Origin of the sequence: Granulicella sp. L60 (assembly GCF_009765825.1) — a bacterium.
Classification (GTDB): Bacteria; Acidobacteriota; Terriglobia; order Terriglobales; family Acidobacteriaceae; genus Edaphobacter.
Genome location: NZ_LMUR01000022.1, coordinates 692,450 through 693,085, shown reverse-complemented (window position 1 = coordinate 693,085; position 636 = coordinate 692,450). Strand labels below are relative to the sequence as shown.

Sequence of the window (636 nt, the reverse complement as noted above, 5' to 3'; positions counted from 1 at the left end):
ACAAAAAGAAAGGCCCGGCGCACCAGCCGGGCCTTATCTCCTTTAGAAACAAATTTTTACCCGTAACCCACCTCGAATGAAGATTTTACAAGAAGCAAAATTCGCAAATACATGCAAATAAGCAACTTAGCAAGGGGTACCCCCAGGGGGGTGGGGGTACCCCACCAACATCACCCAACCAGCAACACATCCAGAAACCGCGGCCCATGCACACCCTTGATCCGCGTCATCTCAATATCCGCCGTAGCCGAAGGCCCCGACACAAACGTAGTCGCCACCGCCGCACTCCCCTGCAACCGTGCAAACGCCTCCGACACCGTCTCCACCACATCCTCTACCCTCACAACGCAAAGATGGTAGTCCGGCACCAGCGTCACCGCCCGCCGTCCCTGCCCCGGAACACTCTGAAGCACCACCGTCCCCGTCTCCGCAATCGCCAGCGTCGCCCCGGTCAACACCCCATCCACCCCATCCAACTCCACCGCCGACAACCCATCATCCACCACAAACTCCACCCCCTCCGGCAGCCACTCCGACGCAATCCCACGCGGCACCACCATCCGCCTCACCCCACGCTCCGTCAGCATCCCCGCCACACTCCGCGCAACATCCTCTTCCGCAGCCCGAGCCACCCGA

The 636-nt window shown here is 60.7% G+C and carries 1 protein-coding gene; it reads right to left on the bottom strand.

The window, feature by feature from the left end; translation table 11 throughout:
• Nucleotides 1–170 precede the first annotated feature (170 nt).
• Nucleotides 171–636, bottom strand: a 466-nt coding sequence (locus GSQ82_RS23885) for an LUD domain-containing protein (RefSeq protein ID WP_158794754.1), incomplete at its 5' end; no start/stop codon positions are given.